The 17304-nt window shown below is 62.6% G+C and carries 21 protein-coding genes; 10 read left to right on the forward strand and 11 right to left on the reverse strand.

Translation table 11 applies throughout. The features are described 5' to 3' along the window. Entirely contained in the window at positions 1-675 is a 675-nt protein-coding gene (gene rnt, locus K5Q02_RS11770; protein ID WP_225839405.1) for a ribonuclease T, read from the reverse strand. Then, entirely contained in the window at positions 672-1718 is a 1047-nt protein-coding gene (gene pyrC / locus K5Q02_RS11775; RefSeq protein ID WP_225839669.1) for a dihydroorotase, read from the reverse strand. The genes rnt and pyrC overlap by 4 nt, the downstream gene beginning before the upstream one ends. 150 nt (positions 1719-1868) lie before the next feature. Here pyrC and K5Q02_RS11780 point away from each other — a divergent pair, with 150 nt between their 5' ends. Further along, positions 1869-2798: a flagellar protein MotY gene (locus K5Q02_RS11780; protein ID WP_225839407.1), complete on the forward strand. Its 930-nt coding sequence runs from the start codon at positions 1869-1871 to the stop codon at positions 2796-2798. A gap of 99 nt (positions 2799-2897) precedes the next feature. Next, the gene (locus K5Q02_RS11785; protein WP_225839409.1) at positions 2898-4115 is read left to right on the forward strand and encodes an argininosuccinate synthase; all 1218 of its coding nucleotides are present in this window, start codon (positions 2898-2900) and stop codon (positions 4113-4115) included. 219 nt (positions 4116-4334) lie between these two features. Here the strand turns inward: K5Q02_RS11785 and K5Q02_RS11790 are convergent, their stop codons facing one another. From K5Q02_RS11790 to K5Q02_RS11815, 6 genes are all read right to left on the reverse strand, one after another. After that, the gene (locus K5Q02_RS11790) at positions 4335-4676 is read right to left on the reverse strand and encodes a HopJ type III effector protein (RefSeq protein WP_225839411.1); all 342 of its coding nucleotides are present in this window, start codon (positions 4674-4676) and stop codon (positions 4335-4337) included. Continuing rightward, on the reverse strand, positions 4673-4975 hold the full coding sequence (locus tag K5Q02_RS11795) for a DUF1244 domain-containing protein (protein ID WP_225839413.1): 303 nt from the start codon (positions 4973-4975) through the stop codon (positions 4673-4675). Before K5Q02_RS11795 ends, K5Q02_RS11790 begins: the two co-directional genes overlap by 4 nt. 86 nt (positions 4976-5061) lie before the next feature. Beyond that, positions 5062-5433, reverse strand: coding sequence for a dihydroneopterin triphosphate 2'-epimerase (folX, locus tag K5Q02_RS11800; RefSeq protein ID WP_225839414.1), 372 nt, complete (start codon positions 5431-5433; stop codon positions 5062-5064). Positions 5434-5435: 2 nt separating this feature from the next. After that, positions 5436-5996 carry a GTP cyclohydrolase I FolE gene (gene folE / locus K5Q02_RS11805; RefSeq protein ID WP_042552074.1) on the reverse strand — a complete coding sequence of 187 codons (561 nt, stop codon included), beginning with the start codon at positions 5994-5996 and terminating at the stop codon, positions 5436-5438. Positions 5997-6017: 21 nt separating this feature from the next. Next, entirely contained in the window at positions 6018-6728 is a 711-nt protein-coding gene (gene folM / locus K5Q02_RS11810; RefSeq protein ID WP_225839416.1) for a dihydromonapterin reductase, read from the reverse strand. 153 nt (positions 6729-6881) lie between these two features. Then, a complete protein-coding gene (locus K5Q02_RS11815; RefSeq protein WP_225839418.1) occupies positions 6882-7454 on the reverse strand; it encodes an antibiotic biosynthesis monooxygenase in 573 nt (190 codons plus the stop codon). 382 nt (positions 7455-7836) lie between these two features. Here K5Q02_RS11815 and K5Q02_RS11820 point away from each other — a divergent pair, with 382 nt between their 5' ends. Continuing rightward, positions 7837-8790 carry a MerR family transcriptional regulator gene (locus K5Q02_RS11820; protein WP_442963985.1) on the forward strand — a complete coding sequence of 318 codons (954 nt, stop codon included), beginning with the start codon at positions 7837-7839 and terminating at the stop codon, positions 8788-8790. 10 nt (positions 8791-8800) lie between these two features. On the opposite strand, the gene K5Q02_RS11825 is transcribed toward K5Q02_RS11820, so the two are convergent. Both K5Q02_RS11825 and K5Q02_RS11830 read right to left on the reverse strand, forming a co-directional pair. Then, positions 8801-9370 (reverse strand): PilZ domain-containing protein, encoded by a 570-nt coding sequence (locus tag K5Q02_RS11825; protein WP_225839422.1) that lies wholly within the window; start codon positions 9368-9370, stop codon positions 8801-8803. Between the two features lie 63 nt (positions 9371-9433). Continuing rightward, complete coding sequence (locus K5Q02_RS11830; protein ID WP_225839424.1) at positions 9434-9916, reverse strand: PAS domain-containing protein; 483 nt, start codon at positions 9914-9916, stop codon at positions 9434-9436. Positions 9917-10055: 139 nt separating this feature from the next. Between K5Q02_RS11830 and K5Q02_RS11835 the strand changes: the two genes are divergently transcribed. Beyond that, the gene (locus tag K5Q02_RS11835; RefSeq protein ID WP_225839426.1) at positions 10056-10508 is read left to right on the forward strand and encodes a flavodoxin; all 453 of its coding nucleotides are present in this window, start codon (positions 10056-10058) and stop codon (positions 10506-10508) included. Between the two features lie 250 nt (positions 10509-10758). After that, positions 10759-11025 carry a hypothetical protein gene (locus K5Q02_RS11840; protein ID WP_225839428.1) on the forward strand — a complete coding sequence of 89 codons (267 nt, stop codon included), beginning with the start codon at positions 10759-10761 and terminating at the stop codon, positions 11023-11025. Between the two features lie 55 nt (positions 11026-11080). Here K5Q02_RS11840 and K5Q02_RS11845 read toward each other — a convergent pair whose 3' ends face one another. Then, positions 11081-12610 (reverse strand): sigma-54-dependent transcriptional regulator, encoded by a 1530-nt coding sequence (locus tag K5Q02_RS11845; RefSeq protein ID WP_225839430.1) that lies wholly within the window; start codon positions 12608-12610, stop codon positions 11081-11083. A 170-nt stretch (positions 12611-12780) separates the two neighbouring features. Between K5Q02_RS11845 and mdcA the strand changes: the two genes are divergently transcribed. From mdcA to mdcE, 5 genes are read left to right on the forward strand one after another with little or no spacing between them, the layout of a single operon-like run. Next, positions 12781-14442: a malonate decarboxylase subunit alpha gene (mdcA, locus tag K5Q02_RS11850; protein ID WP_225839431.1), complete on the forward strand. Its 1662-nt coding sequence runs from the start codon at positions 12781-12783 to the stop codon at positions 14440-14442. After that, complete coding sequence (locus tag K5Q02_RS11855) at positions 14442-15320, forward strand: triphosphoribosyl-dephospho-CoA synthase (protein ID WP_225839433.1); 879 nt, start codon at positions 14442-14444, stop codon at positions 15318-15320. The genes mdcA and K5Q02_RS11855 overlap by 1 nt, the downstream gene beginning before the upstream one ends. A gap of 2 nt (positions 15321-15322) precedes the next feature. Continuing rightward, a complete protein-coding gene (locus tag K5Q02_RS11860; protein ID WP_225839435.1) occupies positions 15323-15622 on the forward strand; it encodes a malonate decarboxylase subunit delta in 300 nt (99 codons plus the stop codon). Then, positions 15615-16472 (forward strand): biotin-independent malonate decarboxylase subunit beta, encoded by an 858-nt coding sequence (locus tag K5Q02_RS11865; protein ID WP_225839437.1) that lies wholly within the window; start codon positions 15615-15617, stop codon positions 16470-16472. The genes K5Q02_RS11860 and K5Q02_RS11865 overlap by 8 nt, the downstream gene beginning before the upstream one ends. Beyond that, on the forward strand, positions 16469-17275 hold the full coding sequence (gene mdcE, locus K5Q02_RS11870) for a biotin-independent malonate decarboxylase subunit gamma (protein WP_225839439.1): 807 nt from the start codon (positions 16469-16471) through the stop codon (positions 17273-17275). The genes K5Q02_RS11865 and mdcE overlap by 4 nt, the downstream gene beginning before the upstream one ends. Positions 17276-17304 lie beyond the last annotated feature (29 nt).

Consider the following 17304-nt stretch of genomic DNA (forward strand, 5'->3'; position numbering starts at 1 on the left):
TCACTCGTCGAAGTCTTCCCAGCCGCCCATTTCCTTCCAGCGATTGACGATGCCGCAAAACAGCTCGGCGGTCTTCTCGGTGTCATAGCGGGCGGAGTGGGCTTCACGGCCGTCGAACTCGATGCCGGCGGCCTGGCACGCCTTGGCCAGCACGGTCTGCCCGTAGGCGAGGCCGGCGAGGCTGGCGGTGTCAAAGCTGGAGAAGGGGTGGAAGGGATTGCGCTTGAGGTCACAGCGCGCGACCGCGGCATTGAGGAAGCCCAGGTCGAAGCTGCTGTTGTGGCCGACCAGAATGGCGCGCTTGCAGCCATTGGCCTTCAGGGATTTGCGCAGACCACGGAAAATCTCGGTCAGCGCATGCTCTTCGCTTACCGCCATGCGCAGCGGGTGGTCTAGCTTGATGCCGGTGAAATCCAGAGCCGCCTGCTCGATATTGGCGCCTTCGAATGGCTCGACCCGGAAGAAATGCGTGTGATCGGGATACAGGAAGCCGCCTTCATCCATGCCAATGGTGGTCGCAGCGATTTCCAGCAGGGCGTCGGTAGCACTATTAAAACCACCGGTTTCAACATCCACCACCACCGGCAGGTAACCACGAAAACGCGCGGCCATGGGGTGACGCGGGCCGCTGCTGCTCGTTTGCTCCTGATCGTCTTCGTACAGTTCTTCGCTCATTGACCAGCCTCCAGCAGACGCCAGCGCAGCGGTTCACCCGCGCGCAAGGGGATTACCGTCTGCTCGCCGAACGGCAGGCTGGCCGGTGCGTTCCACGACTCACGCACCAGGGTGATGGTGTCGGTGTTGCGCGGTAGAGCGTAGAAGTCCGGGCCAAAATGGCTGGCGAAGGCTTCCAGTTTGTCCAGCGCGCCACGCTGCTCGAAGGCCTCGGCATACAGCTCGATGGCCGCATAAGCGGTGTAGCAACCGGCACAGCCGCAGGCGTTTTCCTTGGCGTGCTTCGCGTGGGGCGCGGAGTCGGTGCCCAGGAAGAACTTCGGACTGCCGCTGGTGGCTGCATCGAGCAGCGCTTCCTGGTGCGTGTTGCGCTTGAGGATCGGCAGGCAATAGAAGTGCGGACGAATGCCGCCGACCAGCATGTGGTTACGGTTGTACAGCAGATGCTGCGGGGTGATGGTGGCACCGACGTTGGCCGGCGCCTCCTTGACGAACTGGGCAGCATCGCCGGTGGTGATGTGTTCGAACACCACTTTCAGCGTCGGGAAGCGCTCGACCAGACGGCGCATGTGCTCGTCGATAAAAGCCTTCTCGCGGTCGAAAACATCGACCTCGGCGCGGGTGACTTCACCGTGCACCAGCAGCGGCATGCCGGTTTCCGCCAGGGCTTCCAGGGCGTCGGTGATGTTGTCCAGGCTGGTAACGCCCGAGTCGGAGTTGGTGGTCGCCCCGGCCGGGTACATCTTCGCCGCGTAGACGATGCCGCTGGCCTTGGCTGCACGGATGTCGTCACCCGTGGTGCGATCGGTGAGATACAGCACCATCAACGGCTGGAACTGGCTGCCAGCCGGCCGCGCATCGAGAATGCGCTGACGATAGCCAGTGGCCTCGGCGGCGTTGCGCACCGGCGGCACCAGGTTGGGCATGATGATCGCGCGGGCGAAGGTACGGGCGACATCGGCGACGGTGTGCGGCAGTACCGCGCCGTCGCGCAGATGAATGTGCCAGTCGTCGGGACGCAGCAGGGTGATGCGGTCGGTCATTGAGGCTTCCAGGCGGGGGCGAAACATGCCCGGAATCCTACCGGAAAAGCCCGGCGGGGGCACGCCGCAGATAGGCCATCGCACGGCTCAAGTTTTCTCCGCCGCCACCGATACCCACAGGGAACGTTATGTTTTCTTGTGGAGCTCGCTGTGCGCCAGCCTCTTTTCCTCATCGTCGGATTGCTCGCCGGCGCAGGCTTGAGTCTGCCTGTGGCCGCGATCAGCTTCCAGACTCGTCTGGAAAAGGTCGAATGGCAGGTGGCCGGCGACCAGTTCGAATGCCGGCTGACGCAACCGATCACTGATTTCGGTTCGGGCCAGTTCGTGCGCCGTGCGGGCGAACAGGCGACCTTCCGTCTGCAGCCCCGGGAGCGCTGGCTGGGCAGCGGCTCGGCAACGCTACTCGCGGCAGCGGCGCCCTGGCAGCCGGGGCGTGGCGACATCAACCTCGGTGTGGTTAGCGTCGGCAGCGGCGAAGTGCCGTTCAACAGTAGCCAGGAGCAGGCTGGGCGTTTGCTGACCGGCTTGCTGGAAGGGCGCAGCCCGCTGGTGCGCCATCGTAGCCAGGTGGGTGGTGATCTCGAGGTGCGGATGCTGCCGGTACGCTTTCGCAAGGCCTACGACGATTACCTGAACTGCACGGCCAAGCTGTTACCGGTCAACTTCGACCAGGTGCGCAAGTCCACCGTCGGCTTCCCGGGCGGCGGGGCAGAGCTCGACCCCATGGCCAAGGCCAAGCTGGAAATCATCCTCGATTTCATGAAGGCCGACCCTGCTGTCAATCGCATTGAGCTGGACGGTCACTCCGACAACAGCGGCAACCGCCTGACCAACCGCGACCTGTCGCGCCGCCGGGCGCTGGCGGTGATGGAGTACTTCAAGGCTCAGGGCATCCCCGAAGAGCGCATCGTCATGCGCTTTCACGGCGAGCGTTACCCGCTGGCGCCCAACACCACGGCCGCCAACCGGGAAAGGAACCGCAGGGTGTCCATAAGCCTCGATAAGGTGCCTGAAGCCCCCGCGCAGCCTGCCGAACAGGCCGCCCCGGCGGTGCCTTCAACGCCCGCTGCCACCTCCTGATCCTGTCGCTTCAATGCCATGGCCTGTCGCACCCCTGTAAATCGCGGGCCATGGGCAGTAGAATCACGGGCTTTCCGAACAACCCGTGGAGTGGATGGCATGGCGGACGTCAAAAAGGTAGTTCTGGCCTATTCCGGTGGCCTGGACACCTCGGTGATCCTCAAGTGGCTGCAAGATACCTATAACTGTGAAGTGGTGACCTTCACCGCCGATCTCGGTCAGGGCGAAGAGGTCGAGCCGGCCCGCGCCAAGGCCAAGGCAATGGGCGTCAAGGAAATCTACATCGATGACCTGCGCGAAGAGTTCGTTCGCGACTTCGTCTACCCGATGTTCCGCGCCAACACCGTTTACGAAGGCGAGTACCTGCTGGGTACTTCCATCGCGCGCCCGCTGATCGCCAAGCGTTTGATCGAGATCGCCAACGAGACCGGCGCTGACGCCATCTCCCATGGTGCTACCGGCAAGGGCAACGACCAGGTTCGCTTCGAGCTGGGCGCCTACGCGCTCAAGCCCGGTGTGAAAGTGATCGCTCCTTGGCGCGAGTGGGATCTGCTGTCCCGCGAAAAGCTGATGGATTATGCCGAGAAGCATGCGATCCCGATCGAGCGTCACGGCAAGAAGAAGTCGCCGTACTCCATGGATGCCAACCTGCTGCACATTTCCTATGAAGGCGGCGTGTTGGAAGACACTTGGACCGAGCACGAAGAAGACATGTGGCGTTGGACCAAGTCGCCTGAAGCGGCTCCGGACAGCCCGACCTACATCGAGCTGACCTACAAGGCCGGCGACATCGTTGCCATCGACGGCAAGGAGCTGAGCCCAGCCACCGTGCTGGCCGAACTGAACCGCATCGGCGGCGAGAACGGCATCGGTCGTCTGGACATCGTCGAGAACCGTTACGTCGGCATGAAGTCCCGTGGCTGCTACGAGACCCCGGGCGGCACCATCATGCTGCGTGCCCACCGCGCCATCGAGTCGATCACCCTGGATCGCGAAGTCGCTCACCTGAAAGACGAGCTGATGCCGAAGTACGCCAGCCTGATCTACAACGGTTTCTGGTGGAGCCCGGAGCGTCTGATGCTGCAACAGATGATCGACGCCTCCCAAGCCAACGTGAATGGTGTGGTTCGCCTTAAGCTGTACAAGGGCAACGTCATCGTCACTGGCCGTCAGTCCGACGACTCGCTGTTCGATGCCAACATCGCCACCTTCGAAGAAGACGGCGGCGCCTATAACCAGGCCGACGCGGCGGGCTTCATCAAGCTCAATGCCCTGCGCCTGCGCATCGCTGCTGGCAAGGATCGCAAGCTGCTGTAACGGCTATCCTCTTCAGTCCACGCCGGGCCCTGCATTCGCCAGGGTTCCGGTGTGCGATTTCTCTGTAGCATCACCCACGACGCATCATCCGGCTCCCTTGGCGATCTCGCTGCAGGGCGGTTTTAGTGTGGGCGTGATGATTGTCAGGAGTGCCGCCGACCGGCTAGGCAGGGCAGCGGAGCTGGCCGGGCGAGCGCCCAGCCGTGGGTGCGAGAGGGCTCAGGCTTTGCGGGTCAGCGACTGCTGTTCGAAACTGACGCCTACCAGGCCGCTGTTCATCAGGGCGCGGATATTGGCGTGGTCACTGCCTTCGGGAGTGGCCAGCACGCTGCGGTAGTGTTCGCCGAAGCACTGCAGAGCTTCCTGATCGGTGAGGCCTTCGAGTTGGGCTAGGCCCAAGGTCTTGCACGAGCCTTCGTTCTGGCCGGCGGCATTGCTGACGTCACCGTTGCGGAAGGCGCTGGGCTGATAGTCATAGTGCTCAGCGATGAAGGCCAGGGTCTCGGCAAAGGCGAAGTGCTCGCCGCTCAGGCGGGCGCGGAAGTCGTTCAGGTGGCTCATGCTGTTCCTTTTGGGGGCTTGGCGTTGAAGGCAGCCTGCTGCTCGGCGCTGGCTTCGGTCTGGTACTTGGCCTTCCACTCGGCGTAGGGCATGCCATACACCTCTTCGCGGGCCTGATCCGGGGTGATCGCGATATCGAGATCGTCAGCCGCGGCCTTGTACCACTTGGACAGGCAGTTGCGGCAGAAACCGGCCAGATTCATCAGGTCGATGTTCTGCACGTCCGGCCGTTCGCGCAGGTGTTGAACCAGGCGACGATAGGCGGCTGCTTCCAGTTCGAGACGTTGTTGATCATTCATGGCGATGCTCTCTCCGGGAGGGATGGCGGCGATGATAAAAGCCGGCGGGCAGGTCGGCAACTGGGCCGCCTGCCGATTGTCGCGGATCAGCGATGGCCGGCCAGGGTGATCGACACCGATTCGGCGAAACGCAAGGCGTGGGGCTTGTCGACCTCAACTTCAGCGTAGCGTACCGCCTCGTGGCTCATGACCAAGTCGAGAATTTCCTGGGTCAGGCGCTCCAGAAGGGCGAAGCTGTTGCCTTCGACGTGGCGGATAATAGCCTTGGTAATGGTGCGGTAATTGAGGGCGTGATCGATGTCGTTGTCACGCACCGCGTCAACGGCCGGATAAAGGATGGTCAGGTTGATCAGCACGTCCTGCTTGTTGTTGATCTCCTCCTCCTTGATGCCGATGAAGGTGCGCAGGCGCAGATCCTTGACGCGAATACGCGCCATGCCGGGTTCCAGTCTGGGCATGGTTACTTGCTCCGTCCGATCAGTTGCAGGAATTCATGGCGTGTATTGTAGGACTCGCGGAAGGCGCCGAGCATCACCGAGGTGCTCATCACCGAGTTCTGCTTCTCCACGCCACGCATCATCATGCACATGTGCTGGGCCTCGATGACCACGGCCACGCCGGCGGCCTGGGTGACTTCCTCGATGGCGTTGGCAATCTGCCGGGTGAGGTTTTCCTGGATCTGCAGGCGGCGTGCGTACATGTCGACGATACGGGCGATCTTCGACAGCCCCAACACCTTGCCGGTGGGAATGTAAGCCACGTGAGCCTTACCAATGAACGGCAGCAGGTGGTGTTCGCAGAGCGAGTAGAGCTCGACGTCCTTGACGATCACCATCTCGTCGCTGTCGGAGCTGAACAGGGCGCCGTTGACCACCTCTTCCAGGCTCTTCTCATAGCCGTTGCACAGGTACTGCATGGCCTTGGCGGCGCGCTTGGGGGTATCCAGTAAACCTTCGCGCTCGGGGTTCTCGCCGATGCCGAGGAGGATTTCGCGGTAATGATTGGGCAGTAATGGGTTCATCTTCATTGTCCTCGCGGCGCCTCACTTGAGGTGGCGGCCGCCGTTCACGGTCAGGGTGGTGCCGGTGATGTAGGGGGTGTCCAGCAGATAACGCAGGCTCTGGTAGATCACATGGGGGCCGGGCTCGAAGCCCAGTGCCGATTTGCCGAGCGCCTTGGTTCGGTATTCGTCATCGTCTTGCGGGTTGAACATCAGCAGGGCCGGGGCTATGCCGTTGACCTTGATGCCCGGCGCGAAGCGCGCGGCGAAGGACAGCGTCAGGCTGTCCATGCCCGCTTTGCTGGCGCAGTACGCCGGCCGGTTGCCGCTGCCCTTGCGCACCACGTCATCGCTGATGTGGATGATGTCCGCCTGTTCGCTGCGCTGTAGCAGCGCTGCGCAGTGCAGGTTGATCAGGTAGGGCGCCAGCATGTGTACGGTGAACAGTTGCTGAAAGGCCGCAGCTTCTTCACCCGGCGCTTCCGCGAACCAGGCCGAGGCGTTGTGCACGATAGCGCGCAACGCGTCGGTATGGCTCTGCAGGCGTTCGATGAAGTCGAGAATGCTCGCCTCGCTGGTGAAGTCGGCGTGCAGGGTCAGCACGCCGCGATCCCGCAGTTTCTCCAGTTCAGGCCTGTCACTGCGGTAGGTGACGATCAATGAATGGCCGTCATCGAGCAGCCGTTCGGCGCAATAGAGGCCGACACGCTGGCTGGCGCCGGTGATCAGGATCTGGGCGTTGCTGACGCTCATGGGAATTGGCCGGGAATGAACGGGAAAGGCGCCGCCATGAAAGTCGGTAGCCTTGACCACGCAACGTTATAGTAGCCACAGAAGCTGTACAACCCTTCGTACAGTGTGGGAAAGCGAAGCGCCATGGCCTACTGGGGCCATGGCGCTCCCGGCTCAGCGGCCGGTTGGAGCGCTCACGCGGCGCAGCAGGCCGGCAGGGCGGTTGCCCTGCAGCCATGGCGCGAGCAGGCGGGTGACCAGAGGGATGAACAGGTAGGTCATCAACGGCGTTAGCGCCAGGGTGCTGAGCAGCACGCGGATCACCAGCGGAACGTCCGCCAGCAGGCCGCCGAACAACAGGTTGAAGCCCAGAGAAACCGGGAAGAAGGCCAGCCAGATGGCGACGGTCTGCTTCCAGCGCGGCGGCTGCCGTAGGCCGCTGCCGAACCAGGCGTCGATGCCCAGAGCACGCTGTTCATGGGGCTGGGCGAAGAGGCCCTTGCCGCGGCTCAGCCAGGCACTGCGGGATGCGGAATGCTCCCAGGTGGCCATGGTTTGCTCGTCGGTAAAGCGGAATACCATCTGGAATTCGTCGTCACCTGGCGGTGGAGCCAGGACGCCAGAGCCCAGATAGCCAGGGAAGTCGGTAGCCAGTTGCTCGCCTTCGCGTAGCCAGGCGATGAAATCTTGATAGCGCCCGTTGGCAACACGGCGCGCCACCATTAGGGTGACCGGTTCGGTAGACATCGTGTATCTCCTGCAGAGCACCTGGCCAGGGTAGGGTCAGGCGGATGGCGCGGCTCGGGGTGGTGAGTCGCGTCTTGAACGCAGCAAGGATTATTCCTGTTTTGTACAAATTATCCAGCAATCTCTGTGTCACCGCCAAAAGTAGGCTCAACGCCGCCATTACAGGGGCTTCGAGCCCCTACCGCTTGTCGAGAATTGCCTTTTAGGTATTTCGCCTGAGCGGCTCCTGAGGCCACCCATGCCCTATTTTGGGGTGGTCGAATACCCGATAGTGCGCAACATCGCTGCTGAAAGTTTGTGTACAGGATTTGTACAACTAAAATGAAAGGCACTTCGAGCTGGAGTAGACTTGCAGGATTATGACCCCGCAGCGGTTTTCCTTATGTCCGATCTGGTTGGTTTCATGCCTTTCAATTCAAGCGCTTTCAAGGAAGAGGAACTGTTCCCTATCCGTGAAGTGGCTCGATTGACCGGCGTGAACCCTGTGACGCTACGTGCCTGGGAACGGCGCTATGGGTTGATCCAGCCGGTGCGTACCGACAGTGGTCATCGCCTGTACTCGCCTACGGACGTCGAGACGGTGCGCAGCGTTCTGGCCTGGATCGAGCGCGGCGTACCGGTCAGCAAGGTCGGTCGGATTCTTGCTCGCCACAGTGTCAGCGAAACCAGCAGCGCACCGACCTACGAGTCGGCCACTTCGGGTGAGTGGGCGCAGTGGCAGAGCCGTCTGCTGGACGCCGTGCAAGCCTATGACGAGGCCGAGTTGGGTCGCGTCTATGGGCAGGTATTTTCCAGCTACCCGCTGTCGGTCACCTTTCAGGACATCATCATGCCGCTCTGGCAGCGCCTGCTGCTGCGTCATGGTCGTCCTGGATACAGTAGTGAATGGCTGTTCTTCGATACTTTCCTGCGTGGCCGCGTGTTGCAGCGGTTGCACAATCTGCGTGATCAGCCTGGTCGCCGTCTGTTGCTGGTTGCACTGCCGGGGCGTTGCCGCGAGCTCGAGTTACTGGTCACCGGCCTGCTGCTGAGCCCGGCCGATGTCGCCGTGCACGTGCTGGGCATCGGCCAGTCGCTGGAAGAACTGCCGCAGGTGTGCGGCAGGATGCGGCCAGTGGCAGTGGTCGTGTTTTCCAATCAGGCGCCAGTAGCGGATACCCCGCAGACTGTGGAACGCCTGGCGCTCACTCTCGAATGCCCGGTCGCGCTGGTGGGCGAGGGTGCCGATCTGCTCGAGGAAAGTCTGCGCGGTTCAGCCATCGCTTGCCTGGGCAGCGAAGGCCGTCTGATGCGTCGACGTTTGCGGCAGTTTCTGGGCGGTCGCCTGGATACCTGAGGCAAATGCCTCAGAGGTGATGGGCGCGGGGATACAGGCTGCGGTGTTGCTGATACAGATAGTTCTGCAGGCGTTCGCCGTTGTCTTCGTCCAGCGTCAGCTCATAGGCCAACATGCCGTCGTCGGTCACACGCACCAACCTGCCTTGCAGGGTGATCGGTTCCATTTCATCGACATCCAGGTCGAGGCTGAACCGCTCTGGCGGTGAGGCTTTTGCGGTTTGTGCGACCAGCAGGCCGCTTAGCGACAGCTCATGGATAAACAGGCTGCCTGGCTGCCCATCGCGTGCCAGCAACGGTTGCGGCGGGTCGAGAGGCAGGCGCCAGGCGCGATCGAAGGAACCCTCTTCGAAGATCTGCGGCACGCCAAGTTCCAGATGCGGAGTGTTCTGCTCATCGGTGACCAGATGAGGCGTGAACGACAAACGCTGATTGGCGACATGCGCTTCTATGGTCAATTGCTCCATGGCGGCGCAGCTGGCCAGCAGCTCGGCAGTCTGGCGCGCGGCATCGACCTGCAGGCCCGGATCGACATCGACCGGGGCAGGGCTATTTTCGGTAAGTTGTTGTATGAATTCCATTTCGAGGGGTGTCAGGAGCGACGAATCTTGCATGACGGCTTTCTGCGCAAGGTAGGAGCACCCTTATGACAACTCGCCACCGGTTTCGTTACCGTACGTCCGTCGCTTCAATTCATCCAGCTCGGCTTGCAGGGCTTGCACCTTGGCCTCCAGCTTCCTGACCCGTTCCTGATTCTGCACGTGCTCGCTGACGTTCTTCTGGATACCGATGAAGTAGGTCAGTTGATCGCCTTCATTGAATACCGGGGTGATCGACAGCTCATTCCAGAACGGGCTGCCATCCTTGCGATAGTTGCGGATCACCTGGCGGCAGGGTTGCTGAGTGCGCACGGCTTCGCGAATCAGCGCCAGTGACGGCTGGTCACGATCGCCGGCTTGGAGAAAGCGACAATCCTGATAGAGGATTTCTTCGCTGCTGTAGCCGGTCAGGGTTTCGAATGCCGGATTGGCGTAGATGAGGATGTTGTCCTCTCCCTCCTGCTCTGCGACCACGATGCCGTCATTCGAGGCATCGACCACCAATTGCAGCAGTTTGGCGTTGATCATTTCATGCGTCCCTCAGCCATTTTCGCCAGTTTATCAGAGGCCCGCCTGACCGCTCTCTTTCTAGCGCGTGGCCGCGCTGAACGAGCTCTTGCGCAATGCGGCATAATGCTCGGCGCAGTTCTCAACATACGGAGTTTTCATGAAAGTCGCGATTCTGTCCGGGTCGGTTTATGGCACCGCTGAAGAGGTGGCCCGGCACGCTGAAGGTCTGCTGAAGCAGGCCGGTTTCGACGCCTGGCACAACCCGCGGGCGAGCCTGGAGGATGTTCTGGCATTCGGCCCAGAGGCCTTTCTGGTAGTGACCTCGACCACCGGCATGGGCGAGTTGCCAGATAATCTACAGCCGCTGTACTTCGCGATCCGCGACAGGTTGCCTGCGTGGAGTGCTCTGCCTGGTGGCGTGATCGCTCTGGGCGATTCGAGCTATGGCGACACCTATTGCGGCGGTGGCGAGCAGGTGCGCGAGCTGTATGGCGAATTGGGCGTCCGCGAAGTGCTGCCCATGTTGCGTGTGGATGCCAGCGAAAGCGTCACTCCAGAACAGGATGCCGAACCCTGGCTCGCGGAGTTCACCGAGGCGCTACGCGGGTAAACGACCGTTTATCCTGCTAGGCGAACATTATTGAACCGCAGCCGGTCGGGTGTAGGGAGCGTTCGCTTTCATTGATGAAAGTGGCGAGCTTTCCACCAAACTGGATGAAAGGTGATGATAATGAACAAGACCAAAATGACAGCATTCCTCTTCAGTGGCCTGTTGGCCACTGCGATGCTTCCTGCCGTAGCAGATTCGACTGCTCCACAGACCGGGCCCGCCACTCCCTCAGCCCCTGCCGTGCCAGCAGATGACCCAGGCCTGGGCACCGATGACGGCACCACACTTCCGGGCGGCACCACGACTCCCGGTACCAATGGCGGCACTACTGCACCAGGCACCGGAACGGGTACGGGGAATGGAACTGGAGCCGGTACTGACCCGATGCCAGGTGGTACTGGCACCAATGGTGGTGGAACAGGCGGTGCGGGTAGCGGCACTGGTGATGGTACCGGCGGCGGTGCTAGCAGCGGAGCAGGCGGCGCTGCTGGTGGCGGCAGCGGTCAGTAAGCCATGATTCTGGCGCAGGTGTTCCCAATGGGAACGCCTGCCCGATCTCCAACTAGCCTGTGCTAACGATTGCCCTTGATGCCGTATTTGCGTAGCCGCGTAGCAATGGCGCTGTGCGAGGTGTTCAAGCGCGCAGCCAGTTGCCGAGTAGATGGATGACTGGCGTAGAGTTTTTCCAGCAAGTCCTTCTCGAAAGCTGCAACCGCGGCCTCCAGGCTGCCGACTTCCCCTCCGATTTGCTGAGCGACGGCGGTGCCAGCGATATCCAGATCACCAATCTGCACCAGATTGCTGTCGCAGATCGCCGCGGCGCGGAAAATCACGTTCTGCAACTGCCGCACGTTACCTGGCCAGCGATTGCTCAATAGGGCAGCGTAGGTATCAGGCGTCAGCCGGCATTGAGTGCGCTGAATTTGCGCGCAAGCGTGCTGCATGAAATGTCGGGCCAGCAGCAGGATGTCCTGACCTCGCTCGCGCAGCGGCGGCACCTGCAGGTTGAGCACGTTCAGGCGATAGAACAAGTCCTCGCGAAATTCTCCTTCATTGACCATCCGCTCCAGATTGCGGTGCGTGGCGCTGATGATGCGCACATCGACCCGCTCCTCGCGATCTCCGCCGACCCTGCGAAAGGTGCCGTCGCTAAGAAAACGCAGCAGCTTGGCCTGCAGGTACGGCGACATCTCACCGATCTCATCGAGAAATACCGTGCCGTGGTTGGCCAGTTCCAGTAGGCCCGGCTTGCCACCGCGTTGTGCGCCGGTAAACGCGCCGGGTGCATAGCCGAACAGCTCGCTCTCGGCGAGGCTTTCTGGCAGGGCGGCGCAGTTCAGGGCAAGAAACGATGCACTGTGACGCGTGCTGAGGGCGTGGCAGGCGCGCGCCACCAATTCTTTGCCGGTGCCGGTTTCACCGTGGATCAGCAAAGGCGCGTCCAGCGTTGCGACTCGCTGAGCGCGGGCCTTGAGGGTACGGATTGGCAGTGAATCGCCAAGCAACGAATCGAAGCCCTCGGCGTGATCATGGTGCAGCGCTGCCAAGCGAGCACCTATACGGCTGGGTTCGTAAAGGGTCAGCAGGGCGCCGGCCAGTTGCCCGGTCTCGACGGTTTCGCTGATGGGCGTGGCCTCCAGCAGCAGCGCCTGGCCGTTCAGTGTCACCTCACGCAGTGGCAGGCGGAAATGCTGATCGAGCAGTGCCTGTTGCAGATCCGTCTCGGCGAACAGCTCACCCAGCGCTGCGCCTTCGGGTTCTCGACCGCACAGGCTGATCAGCGCCGGGTTGGCCAGCAATACGCGGCCGTCACCATCGACCGCTAGTACCGGATCGCTCATCGCTGCCAGCAATGCATCGAGCTGCAACCGGCGGCGTTGCCCGGGAAGAATGTCCACCACGGTCACCGCTTGCACCCCACGCACCTTGAACAGCGCTTCGCGCAGCTCATCGAGCACAGCTGCGCTCAGGGTCGGTGCGTCGATGTAGACGTTGGGCGGCACCATTTCCACAGCGTCGAGATTGAGGTTACGGCCACCCAGCAGGGCGAGCACTTCCTGAGTGATACCGACGCGATCGATGAAGGTGACGTGAATGCGCATGGTGGGCCGGGCAACGGGGGAACAGTGGCGCAGTATGCCCGGTCTGCACCTCGGCGGTAACCGATGCGCATCGTTAACCTGATCGTAACGATACGACAGCGTGCTTGATTGATGGGGTCTCCCCGCACTCCTACTGTACTGCCACGACAGCGGAATTCGTGGAGTCATCAATGACAACTACAATCGCCCCACCCCCGCAATGGTCGCGTCGCCGCGCCGAGAAGGCCCGACGTCTCGATCAGGTGCGCACACTCGCCGATGGCGTGGTGCTGCCCAGCGACAAGATCGTCGCGGCCCTTGAAGCGTTGATTGCTCCCGGCGACCGGGTAGTGCTCGAAGGCAACAACCAGAAGCAGGCGGATTTCCTTTCTCGCTCGCTGGCTCAGGTCGACCCCAGCCGCCTGCACGACCTGCACATGATCATGCCCAGCGTCAGCCGTGCCGAGCACCTCGATCTGTTCGAGCGTGGCATCGCCCGCAAACTCGACTTCTCCTTTGCCGGCCCGCAGAGCCTGCGCATCAGCCAACTGCTCGAAGATGGGTTACTCGAAGTAGGCGCCATTCATACCTACATCGAGCTGTACTCGCGGCTGCTGGTTGACCTGATTCCCAATGTTGCCCTGCTTGCTGGTTTCCAGGCCGATCGCCACGGCAACATCTATACCGGGCCGAGCACCGAAGACACGCCGGCGCTGGTCGAACCCACCGCCTTTAGCGACGGCATCGTCATCTTTCAGGTCAACGAGATCGTCGACGAGTTGCCGCGTGTGGACATTCCCGCATCCTGGGTGGACTTCGTGGTAGTGGCGGACAAGCCGTTTTACATCGAGCCGCTGTTCACCCGTGATCCGCGCCATATCAAGCCCGTGCATGTGTTGATGGCGATGATGGCGATCCGCGGCATCTACGAGAAGCACAACGTGCAGTCGCTCAACCATGGCATCGGCTTCAATACCGCCGCCATCGAACTTATCCTGCCGACCTACGGCGAGTCCCTCGGCTTGAAGGGCAAGATTTGCCGCAACTGGACACTCAATCCGCATCCGACGTTGATCCCGGCCATCGAGACCGGCTGGGTCGAAAGCGTGCACTGCTTCGGTACCGAGCTGGGCATGGAGGGCTACATCGCCCAGCGTCCGGACGTGTTCTTCACCGGCCGCGACGGCTCCATGCGTTCCAACCGGCTGATGTGCCAGTTGGCCGGACAGTACGCCGTCGACCTGTTTATCGGTGCGACGCTGCAGGTCGATGGTGATGGTCATTCCTCCACCGTGACCCGCGGTCGCCTGGCCGGTTTTGGCGGTGCGCCGAACATGGGCCATGACCCGCGTGGGCGCCGTCACAGCACACCCGCCTGGCTGGACATGCGCCCTGCGCAGAGCGATGCGCCATTGTTGGAGCGTGGCAAGAAGCTGGTCGTGCAGATGGTCGAGACCTTTCAGGAGGGCGGCAAGCCGACCTTCGTGGAAACCCTCGATGCCGTCGGCGTAGCGCAGAAGGCTGGTATGCCGCTGGCGCCGATCATGATCTACGGCGACGACGTCACCCACTTGCTGACCGAGGAAGGCATCGCCTACCTGTACAAGGCGCGATCGCTGGAGGAGCGCCAGGCGATGATTGCTGCGGTCGCCGGCGTCACCAGCATCGGCCTGCGTCACAACCCGAAAGATACCGAGCGTATGCGCCGCGAGGGACTGATCGCCCTGCCGGAAGACCTCGGCATCCGCCGCGCTGACGCCAGCCGTGAACTGCTGGCGGCCAAGAGCATTGCCGAACTGGTCGAGTGGTCCGGCGGCCTCTACAACCCTCCCGCCAAATTCAGGAGCTGGTGATGAGCGCTATCCATTCCAAGCAGCCGCAGCTTTCGCTCGGCGAGTATCTCGCGGATCTGGCGGTAGACGCCCTGATCGACGAAGCCGACCTGTCGCCCAAACCGGGGCTGGTCGACAAGCGCGGCAGTGGGGCCCACCACGATCTGCATCTGGGCCTGATGCACGCCTCGGCATTGGCGCTATGGCCCTGCTTCAAGGCGATGGCGGAGGCCGCGCTGGCCGAAGGCGAAATCAATCAGACGCTACGCGAGGCGCTTGGCCGCATAGGCCGCGAAGGTGAGCAGGAAATGCTGCGCGTCACCGCTGGCGTCAACACCCATCGTGGCGCTATCTGGGCGCTGGGCTTGCTGTGTGCTGGCGCTGCGTTGGATAGCCGGCAGCTGGCCGCCAGCTCTGTGGTGGTGCGTGCTGCCCGTATCGCATTGCTCGACGACCGAGCATTGCCGGTCAGCGACGACAGCCACGGTACCCAGGTTTGCCGGCTCTATGGTGTTCATGGTGCTCGGGAGGAGGCGCAACTGGCTTTCCCATCGGTCATCCATCATGCATTGCCACAGCTGACCAGCAGCCGCGCTGCTGGCGCTGGCGAGCAGAACGCCCGGCTGGATGCCTTGCTGGCGATCATGAGTCAGCTGGCCGACACCTGTGTGCTCTACCGCGCGGGCCTCGAGGGCCTGCGCTGCATGCAGAACGGTGCCCGCGCCGTGCTCGATGCCGGTGGCGTTGCCAGCCTGGCCGGGCGCCGCCGCCTGCGTGAGCTGGAAGGCGAGATGTTGCGGCTACGTGCCTCGCCAGGCGGCGCGGCGGATTTGCTCGCTGCGTCCTTGTTTCTCGACCGCCTGCAGCGTGGTCTGCCGGCTCAGATTGGGAGTCTCTGAACATGGAAACCCTGTCCTTCCAATTCCCCGCCGGGGCGCCGGCCCGTAACCGCGCACTGGTCGGCTGTGTCGGCTCTGGCGATCTCGAGGTACTGCTGGAACCCGGTGCCGACGGCACCCTGGCGATTCAGGTGGTGACCTCGGTAAACGGTAGTGCGCCGCGCTGGCAGCAGCTGTTCGAGCGCATGTTCCGTGAGCAGCTGCTGCCGGCCATGAATATCGAAATTCACGACTTTGGTGCCACGCCCGGCGTAGTGCGTTTGCGGCTGGAGCAAGGTTTCGAGGAGCTGAACCATGACTGACGCCACGATCCAACGGTTGCTCGAGCAGCGCAGCTTCACCGAGCTCGGTGCACGCCAGCGGGCTCGCGCGCTGCTCGATGCGGGCAGTTTTCGCGAACTGGTCGATCCGTTCGCCAGGGTGGTCTCGCCGTGGCTGCCCCTGCAGGGCATCGTGCCCCAGGCCGATGACGGTGTGGTGGTTGCGAAGGGGCTGATCGACGCGCAGCCAGCGGTGGTCATCGCCATCGAAGGTGCCTTTCAGGGTGGCAGTCTGGGCGAGGTGGGCGGGGCCAAGATTGCCGGCGCTCTGGAGTTGGCCGCGCAGGACAACCGTGACGGTACGCCGACCCGCGCCGTATTGCTGCTGGAAACTGGCGGTGTACGCCTGCAGGAGGCCAACCTCGGCCTGGCGGCGATTGCCGAGATCCAGGCGGCGATCGTCGATCTGCGCCAGTACCAGCCGGTGATCGGCCTGGTGGCCGGCCCGGTCGGCTGCTTTGGCGGCATGTCGATCGCCGCAGGCCTGTGCAGTTATCTGCTGGTGACCCGTGAGGCTCGCCTGGGGCTCAACGGCCCGCAGGTGATCGAGCAGGAGGCGGGGATTGATGAGTACGACTCACGGGATCGCCCCTTCATCTGGAGCCTCACCGGTGGTGAACAACGCTATGCCAGCGCGTTGGTGGATCGCTATGTGGCCGACGACGTCGAGCCGATTCGCCATGCAGTGATCGAGCTGTTGCGTCAGGGCAAGCCGGCGCTTGAACGCAGCCGCCGGCATGCCTGGTTCCTCGAGCGCCTGCAGCGCGTCGATACCAGTATTCAGGCCGATGCCGCTGCAGTGCGTAGCGCCTTTCAAGGAGAACAGCCATGAGCGGAGCAAGCGAACAACGCGGGCGTAGCTGGTTTCAGGTATTGACCGCAGGCGCTACCCCGCTGGAAGGCCTGCCGGCTTCGCTGCTAGTGGCCGACGGCGTACTTGGCGAGCAGCCGGTGCGCTACCTCGCGGTGGTAGCCGATGGCAGCAATCCGTTTCCCCGCGCCCGTAATGGTGAGGTAGGGCTGCTCGAGGGCTGGGGGCTGGCCAAGGCCGTGGATGACGTCATCCAGGCCGACGCCAATGGCTCGCACAAGCGAGCGCTGATCGCCATCGTCGATGTACCGAGCCAGGCCTATGGCCGCCGGGAGGAGGCTTACGGCATTCACCAGGCTCTGGCCGCGGCGGTCGACAGCTATGCCCGTGCCCGTTTGGCGGGGCATGCGGTGATCGGCCTGCTGGTCGGCAAGGCGATGTCCGGTGCTTTTCTGGCTCACGGTTACCAGGCGCAGCGGCTCATCGCCCTGCGCGATCCTGGCGTCATGGTGCATGCCATGGGCAAGGCGGCGGCTGCACGGATCACGCTACGCAGCATCGAGGAACTGGAAAGCCTGGCAGCCAGCATCCCGCCGATGGCCTACGACCTGGACAGCTACGGCTCCCTCGGCCTGCTCTGGGAAACCCTGTCGGTCGAGAACATCGCGCAGCCCACCGGCGACGATCGCACGCGGGTGGAGGGCTGCCTGATCAAAGCATTGGCGGATATCGCCGGTGGCAGCAAGGATCTGCGCAGTCGTCTGGGTGCGCCCAATCGAGCGGCGTCTTCACGGGTACGCGAGCTGTTACGCGCCGAGTGGTAGCAGGTGCTCGGCAGTCGTTGCATGGGGCG

The organism is Pseudomonas sp. MM211 (assembly GCF_020386635.1).
Lineage (GTDB): Bacteria > Pseudomonadota > Gammaproteobacteria > Pseudomonadales > Pseudomonadaceae > Aquipseudomonas.

Coding starts and splice junctions, on each gene's coding strand:
- rnt (WP_225839405.1), bottom strand. CDS start 675: ATGAGCGAAGAACTGTACGAAGACGATCAGGAGCAAACGAGCAGCAGC.
- pyrC (WP_225839669.1), bottom strand. CDS start 1,718: ATGACCGACCGCATCACCCTGCTGCGTCCCGACGACTGGCACATTCAT.
- K5Q02_RS11785 (WP_225839409.1), top strand. CDS start 2,898: ATGGCGGACGTCAAAAAGGTAGTTCTGGCCTATTCCGGTGGCCTGGAC.
- K5Q02_RS11790 (WP_225839411.1), bottom strand. CDS start 4,676: ATGAGCCACCTGAACGACTTCCGCGCCCGCCTGAGCGGCGAGCACTTC.
- K5Q02_RS11795 (WP_225839413.1), bottom strand. CDS start 4,975: ATGAATGATCAACAACGTCTCGAACTGGAAGCAGCCGCCTATCGTCGC.
- folX (WP_225839414.1), bottom strand. CDS start 5,433: ATGCCCAGACTGGAACCCGGCATGGCGCGTATTCGCGTCAAGGATCTG.
- folE (WP_042552074.1), bottom strand. CDS start 5,996: ATGAACCCATTACTGCCCAATCATTACCGCGAAATCCTCCTCGGCATC.
- folM (WP_225839416.1), bottom strand. CDS start 6,728: ATGAGCGTCAGCAACGCCCAGATCCTGATCACCGGCGCCAGCCAGCGT.
- K5Q02_RS11815 (WP_225839418.1), bottom strand. CDS start 7,454: ATGTCTACCGAACCGGTCACCCTAATGGTGGCGCGCCGTGTTGCCAAC.
- K5Q02_RS11820 (WP_442963985.1), top strand. CDS start 7,837: ATGTCCGATCTGGTTGGTTTCATGCCTTTCAATTCAAGCGCTTTCAAG.
- K5Q02_RS11825 (WP_225839422.1), bottom strand. CDS start 9,370: ATGGAATTCATACAACAACTTACCGAAAATAGCCCTGCCCCGGTCGAT.
- K5Q02_RS11830 (WP_225839424.1), bottom strand. CDS start 9,916: ATGATCAACGCCAAACTGCTGCAATTGGTGGTCGATGCCTCGAATGAC.
- K5Q02_RS11835 (WP_225839426.1), top strand. CDS start 10,056: ATGAAAGTCGCGATTCTGTCCGGGTCGGTTTATGGCACCGCTGAAGAG.
- K5Q02_RS11840 (WP_225839428.1), top strand. CDS start 10,759: ATGACCCAGGCCTGGGCACCGATGACGGCACCACACTTCCGGGCGGCA.
- K5Q02_RS11845 (WP_225839430.1), bottom strand. CDS start 12,610: ATGCGCATTCACGTCACCTTCATCGATCGCGTCGGTATCACTCAGGAA.
- mdcA (WP_225839431.1), top strand. CDS start 12,781: ATGACAACTACAATCGCCCCACCCCCGCAATGGTCGCGTCGCCGCGCC.
- K5Q02_RS11855 (WP_225839433.1), top strand. CDS start 14,442: ATGAGCGCTATCCATTCCAAGCAGCCGCAGCTTTCGCTCGGCGAGTAT.
- K5Q02_RS11860 (WP_225839435.1), top strand. CDS start 15,323: ATGGAAACCCTGTCCTTCCAATTCCCCGCCGGGGCGCCGGCCCGTAAC.
- K5Q02_RS11865 (WP_225839437.1), top strand. CDS start 15,615: ATGACTGACGCCACGATCCAACGGTTGCTCGAGCAGCGCAGCTTCACC.
- mdcE (WP_225839439.1), top strand. CDS start 16,469: ATGAGCGGAGCAAGCGAACAACGCGGGCGTAGCTGGTTTCAGGTATTG.